A 5,929-nucleotide genomic window follows, 5' to 3' on the forward strand; every position below is an offset into this window, starting at 1 on the left:
AGCGGCCGGCACGATAGCGGAAGCGGTCGAGGCGAGCCTGCGGCAATTCGACCGCCGAGAGGTAGGTCGGCGCCACCGCTTCGAGCGCTCTTGGTTGCCAGCCCGGATAGTCATGGCTGCCGTCGCTGACGCTGTCGACTTCCATGGAACGCAGATTGTCCGGCGACAGCGGCGGTTTCGGCAGGAGCCAGAGCAGACCCGCCTGCAGATACGCCCAGCCACCGGTTCCCAGGTCGATGATGCGTGGCGACCTGCCGACCAGCTGTGCCGTGTATTCGACGATTTCACGCAGGGTGTAGGTCTTCGGACCGCAGAGGTCGTAGGTCTGTCCAAAAGTGGCGCCATCATTGAGGCAGTCCGCGAAGGCCGTAGCCACGTCGCCAACGTACACGGGCTGGAAACGCGCATTGCCGGCGCCAAGTGGCAGGACCGGCGATACTCTGGCCAGTTTGGCAAACATGTTGAGGAAGGCATCATTCGCGCCGAAGATCACCGATGGGCGAAATATCGTGATGTCGAATTCGGCAATCGCGGCCCTGACCAGCGCTTCGCCTTCGCCCTTCGAGCGCAGGTACTCCGATGGGCCCTTGCTCGCCGCCTGCAAGGCGCTCATGTGCACCAGCCGGCGAACACCGCTTTGCCGCATGGCCGCGAGAATCTTCTTCGGAAGTTCGACATGCGCCGCAGCGAAGCCCTTGCCATACGGCAGACGCGAATCGCCATCGTGGAGAATTCCGACCAGGTTGATCACCGCATCCTGACCCTGCATCAAATCGGCGAGCGTTTGTGGATCGTGGACCTTGGCCTCGACCATGTCCACCATGGGCAGCGTGGTAAGCCGCTTGCTGTTGTCGCGATGGCGGGTCGGTATCGTCACGCGGATGCCGCGATCCGAAAGGCGGCTGGCAATCCAACCGCCAACAAAGCCACTGCCGCCGATCAACAACACGTTCTCGAGTTTCATAGCGTCCTGCCGGTGATGTAGAGGTAAGGGTCGAAAGACGACCATTTTACGGCAAATCGTCGCTCTTGGCGGTCTCCCCTCCGGTACGCGGAGCGATGACGCCGAGTCGGCCCTTGAGCGTCTGCGGTTTGCCATCGAAGAGCGCGGCGTAATAGACCGAGTTGTTCATCACCTTTTTCACGTAGTCCCGGGTTTCGCTGAAGGGAATGGTTTCGGCGTAGATTGCGCCTTCCAGCGGCCGATCGGCGCGCCATCGGCGTGCCCGACCCGGACCGGCGTTGTAGGCGGCGGACGCCAGCACCGGGTGGTTGTCGAGGCTTTCGAGGACCAGGCGCATGTAGGTGGTGCCGAGCAACAGATTGATCTCGGTGTCGTTCACCCGGCCTTGGTTGAAATCCTTGAGGCCGATCTTGTTGGCCACCCACTTGGCGGTCGCCGGCATCAACTGCATCAGGCCGGAGGCGCCAACGTTCGACTTGGCGCTCGTGATGAAGCGGCTCTCCTGGCGCATCAGGCCGTAAACCCAGGCATCGTCGAGTGCCTGATTGCGTGCCGCCGGTCTAACCTGATCGCGATAGGGCGCGAGGTAACGCAGCGAATAGTCGTGTTCGTTGCGGGTGCGGTCGGCGGCGGCGATTGCCCGGTCGTAGTTGCCCGAACGCAGCGCGATTTCCGATGCTGCCAGAAGTTCGCGGTCACTCATTCCGCGCAGTGCCCAGCCCCACTCCTTGACCCCGTCGGTACGCAGGTTCAGGCGAAAGAAAGCCTGTGCGCGCTGTACGCCGGGGATCGCCGCGACCTGCGCCAGCTCTTCGCGAGTTGGCGGCGCGGCCTTGGGCGGCGTCATGGTCGTCCGGCCCAGCTCATCGTTGGCCAGACTGCCGTAGAAATCCGGCTGTCCCGCGATCCGGGCGAACAGGTTGTTGGCGTCTTCGAGGCGGCCACCGGCACGGTACGCACGACCCAGCCAGTAGGTCCAGGCCGGCTGCGCGGCGAGTGTCGGCGGCATCTTTTCGATGGTTGCCCGGACGCTGCCCCAGTCCTGCACGCGCAGCGCGGCGCGCACCTTCCACTCCGCTGCCTCGTCGGACAGCGCGCTGTCGCCGGCCTGCCGATACCAGTCCATGGCTTCCGGCAGGTGCCGCTGTGCCGCCTGCAAGCCAATCTGACTCCATGCCCAGTTCTTCTCACCGGGTTTCAGCGACCCGGCGATCTTTTCGAGTTGATCGGCGGCCACACGCGGATCGTTGCGCGCCACCCGCTGGATCGCGAGCACCGCCAGTTCGCGCTGCATGCGCGAGCCCGAGAAATCGCTCGGCAATTTGTTCAGCCAGGGCAAAGGGGAGTCGGCAACCACCTGCGCCAGCTTCTTGTCGGGCATCTGGCTTGCCGGCAGATAATTCATGCTGTAGATGGCAGCCGCGATCTTGTTGGCCTCGAACTGACGCCGGATGCGCGCCCAGACCGCGTCGGCCAGCACCCGCTTGTTGACGATCAACGCCTCCAGCACCGGGTAGCACGCGTCCGGGGGCTCGAGCAGAGTCAGCCAGAGCGGCAACGCGTCGTCCATTGCGCGCGGGTCCCCCTGTGCCTGTCGGCTCTGCAGCGCATAGCAGGCAAGTTCCTGGTCGGGCTGCGCGAGGCGCGGATACTCGCTGTCGAAAAGCTCCCATTGCTGTCTTCGGCCCAGTTGCCGTAGCCAGTCGATGCGCATTCTTTCGCCGACGTAGCTGTTCTCGTTGCGTCCGAGAAAGGCGCGGATGGTCGTCGGGTCGCTCTCCTTCAGATCCATCAGAAGCTGCCAGTACTCGACGTAGGCGGCAAGCTCGTAGTCCTGCAGCGATGGCGCCAGGCGCTCCAGTTTGGCCTTGTCTCCAGCTCGATAAGCGTCACGTGCGGCGAGAAATTGTTCGTCGGCGGTCAGCGCGAAAGTCGGCGCCGAAGTCAGCAACAAGGGCAGCAGGACGATCAGGAGCGAGTGACGATACTTCATGTTAAGCTGGTTTCCTCGACAAGACGGCGTTTGAGCATAGCACATGGTTTTCGGGTTGACGTCCGGAATCGCTGCCGCGAAACCGCTTGCCGGTGCTGCTGCCGACCGGCGCGCGCTGCGCCGGATGCTGCTTGACCGCCGTCGAGCCTTGCCGGCAGATCTCTGCGCACAATTTTCCGGTCGTATCTGTGACTCGCTGCTGGCCCGCTTTCCGCAGTTCGCTGCCAAGCGGGTCGCTTTCTGCTGGCCGGTGAACAATGAGCCGGACTTGCGGCCTCTGGTCGAAAGATGGGCCAGCGAAGGTCGCGAAGGTTTTGCTGCGCTGTTGCCGGTGGTGGTCGCGGAAAACGGCGTGCTCGCGTTTCGCGCCTGGTCGCCCGGAGTACGCATGCAGATCGACCGCCACGGCATCCCGGTTCCTGCCTGCGGTGCGTTGCTGATTCCCGAGGCAGTCATGATCCCGGTCGTCGGCTTTGATGCGGCAGGCTACCGCATCGGCTATGGCGGCGGCTATTTCGACCGCACGCTGGCCGCGCTGCGTCCACGTCCGTTCGCTGTCGGCGTCGGTTTCGAGCTGGCCCGAATCGACTCGGTTGCCCCGGAGACGCATGACCAGCCGCTCGACGTGATGGTGACCGAAGCTGGAGTTTTTCAGCCGTCGCGCTGACGCGCGCAGGGAAGCAGTTGGCAGAGACCGCGTCGCGTGTGAATGAGCGAGCAGAAATTGGCCGGTACATTGCCGGTTTCCCGTGTCGATCGCCGTTTTCCCGGATAATCACGGCTGCCTTGTCGAAAATGCTGCGATCCATGTCCGACCTGCTTGCCCACCTCAATCCTCCGCAACTGGCTGCCGTCACCCTGCCGGCCCAGCACGCGCTGATCCTTGCCGGTGCGGGCAGCGGCAAGACGCGCGTCTTGACGACTCGCATCGCCTGGCTGTTGTCGACGGGACAGGTGGGGCCGCAGGGAATCCTGGCGGTGACCTTCACCAACAAGGCAGCGAGGGAAATGCAGGCGCGGCTGGCGGCGATGCTCCCGATCAACACGCGCGGGATGTGGATCGGGACCTTTCACGGGCTGTGCAACCGCTTCCTGCGTGCCCACCACCGGGAAGCCGGCCTGCCGGCTCAATTCCAGATTCTCGATTCGGCAGACCAACTGGCAGCGATCAAGCGTCTGCTGAAGAACCTCAATGTAGACGACCAGAAATATCCGCCGCGCGAGCTGATGCATTTCATCAATGCACACAAGGAACAGGGCATTCGCGCCGCGCAGGCGGAAGCGTACGATCACTTCACCAGCCGCCGTGTCGAGCTGTACACCGAATACGAGGCGCAGTGCCGGCGTGAAGGCGTGGTCGACTTCGCCGAGCTGCTGCTGCGTTCGTATGAACTGTTGCTGCGCAACGAGCCGCTGTGCCGGCACTACCAGGCGCGTTTCCGGCACATCCTGGTGGACGAGTTCCAGGACACCAACCGGCTGCAGTACTCCTGGCTCAAGCTGCTCGCCGGACGCGGCAGCGTTGCCCCCGAGAACGAGGGCGCGTGCCTGTTCGCGGTCGGCGATGACGATCAGTCGATCTACGCTTTCCGGGGCGCCGAGATCGGCAACATGCGCGATCTGCAGCGGGAGTTCGAATTGCCCAACGTGATTCGCCTCGAACAGAACTATCGCTCGCACGGCAATATCCTCGATGCAGCGAACGCGCTGATCAAACAGAATCGTGGTCGTCTCGGCAAGAACCTGTGGACCGAGGCCGGTGCCGGCGAGCCGATCCGCGTTTTCGAGGCGTTCTCCGACGCCGACGAGGCGCGGGGCATCGTCGACGAAGTGATCGAACTGGTGCGCGACGGGATCTCGCGCGATCAGATTGCCGTTCTCTATCGTTCCAATGCGCAGTCCCGCGTGCTCGAGCATCAGCTATTCACGCAGGCGGTGCCCTACCGCGTGCATGGTGGTCTGCGTTTCTTCGATCGCCAGGAAATCAAGCATGCTTTGGCCTATCTGCGCCTGATCGCCAACCCGGATGACGATACTGCCTTCGCCCGGGTGCTGAATTTTCCGACGCGCGGGATCGGCAGTCGCAGCGCGGAAGCATTGCAGGAAGCTGCGCGGCAGGCGAATTCCAGTCTCTACAACGCGGCCGCGAGTCTCGCCGGCAAGGCGGGGGCGGCGGTCACCCGTTTCGTCCGCCTGATCGAGACGCTGCGCGGCGAAACCGGCGATCTTCCCTTGCCGGAACTGATCGACCACGTGCTCGAGAAGAGCGGTCTGCGTCAGCACTATCTGGCCGAAAAGGAGGGCAAGGATCGCCTGGAAAATCTCGACGAATTGATCAACGCGGCGACCGGCTTCCTGCGCGAGGAAAGCGAGCCGATCGTCGATGGCGAGGTAGCACCCGAGAATGGCCCGCTCGCCTCCTTTCTTGCCCACGCCGCGCTGGAGGCCGGCGAGCACCAGGCCGGTCAGGGCGAGGAAGCGGTGCAGTTGATGACCGTGCATGCCGCCAAGGGGCTCGAGTTCGACGTTGTCTTCATCAGCGGCCTCGAACAGGGTCTGTTTCCGCACGAGAACGCGGCGCAGGAACGCGACGGGCTCGAGGAGGAGCGCCGTCTGATGTACGTTGCCGTCACCCGTGCCCGTCGCCGTCTCTACCTGAGCCACGCGCAGACGCGTCTGCTGCACGGGCAGACGCGCTACTGTCTACCCTCGGCCTTTCTCGACGAACTGCCGGCAAATCTGTTGCGCAGGACGCGGCGGGGTGGAATCGGTGTGCCTCCCGGCGCCCGGCAGAATGCGGACACTGGCGGGCAAACGCCGGCGACTGCCGGCCTGCGCATCGGTCAGAGCGTGCGTCATGCCCGCTTCGGCGTCGGAGTGATCGTGGCGACGCAGGGCTCGGGGCCGGAAACCCGCGTGCAGGTGAATTTCGGCGCCGCCGGCATGAAGTGGCTGGCGCTCGAGTACGCTCG

4 protein-coding genes are annotated in these 5,929 nt (G+C 64.0%); 2 read left to right on the forward strand and 2 right to left on the reverse strand.

Translation table 11 applies throughout. The features are described 5' to 3' along the window. Nucleotides 1–964, reverse strand: a 964-nt coding sequence (locus NFV80_RS02215) for a complex I NDUFA9 subunit family protein (protein WP_295331371.1), incomplete at its 3' end; no start/stop codon positions are given. A gap of 46 nt (nt 965–1,010) precedes the next feature. After that, the gene (locus tag NFV80_RS02220) at nt 1,011–2,957 is read right to left on the reverse strand and encodes a lytic transglycosylase domain-containing protein (RefSeq protein ID WP_295331369.1); all 1,947 of its coding nucleotides are present in this window, start codon (nt 2,955–2,957) and stop codon (nt 1,011–1,013) included. Nucleotides 2,958–3,000: 43 nt separating this feature from the next. Here NFV80_RS02220 and NFV80_RS02225 point away from each other — a divergent pair, with 43 nt between their 5' ends. Together NFV80_RS02225 and NFV80_RS02230 are read left to right on the forward strand one after the other, a co-directional pair. Then, nucleotides 3,001–3,624 (forward strand): 5-formyltetrahydrofolate cyclo-ligase, encoded by a 624-nt coding sequence (locus tag NFV80_RS02225; protein ID WP_295331367.1) that lies wholly within the window; start codon nt 3,001–3,003, stop codon nt 3,622–3,624. A 140-nt stretch (nt 3,625–3,764) separates the two neighbouring features. Further along, the coding region (locus tag NFV80_RS02230; protein ID WP_296757690.1) for a UvrD-helicase domain-containing protein at nt 3,765–5,929 on the forward strand (2,165 nt) is incomplete at its 3' end.

Source organism: Accumulibacter sp. (genome assembly GCF_023806565.1).
In the GTDB taxonomy this organism is placed as follows: domain Bacteria; phylum Pseudomonadota; class Gammaproteobacteria; order Burkholderiales; family Rhodocyclaceae; genus Accumulibacter.

Coding starts and splice junctions, on each gene's coding strand:
- NFV80_RS02220 (WP_295331369.1), bottom strand. CDS start 2,957: ATGAAGTATCGTCACTCGCTCCTGATCGTCCTGCTGCCCTTGTTGCTG.
- NFV80_RS02225 (WP_295331367.1), top strand. CDS start 3,001: ATGGTTTTCGGGTTGACGTCCGGAATCGCTGCCGCGAAACCGCTTGCC.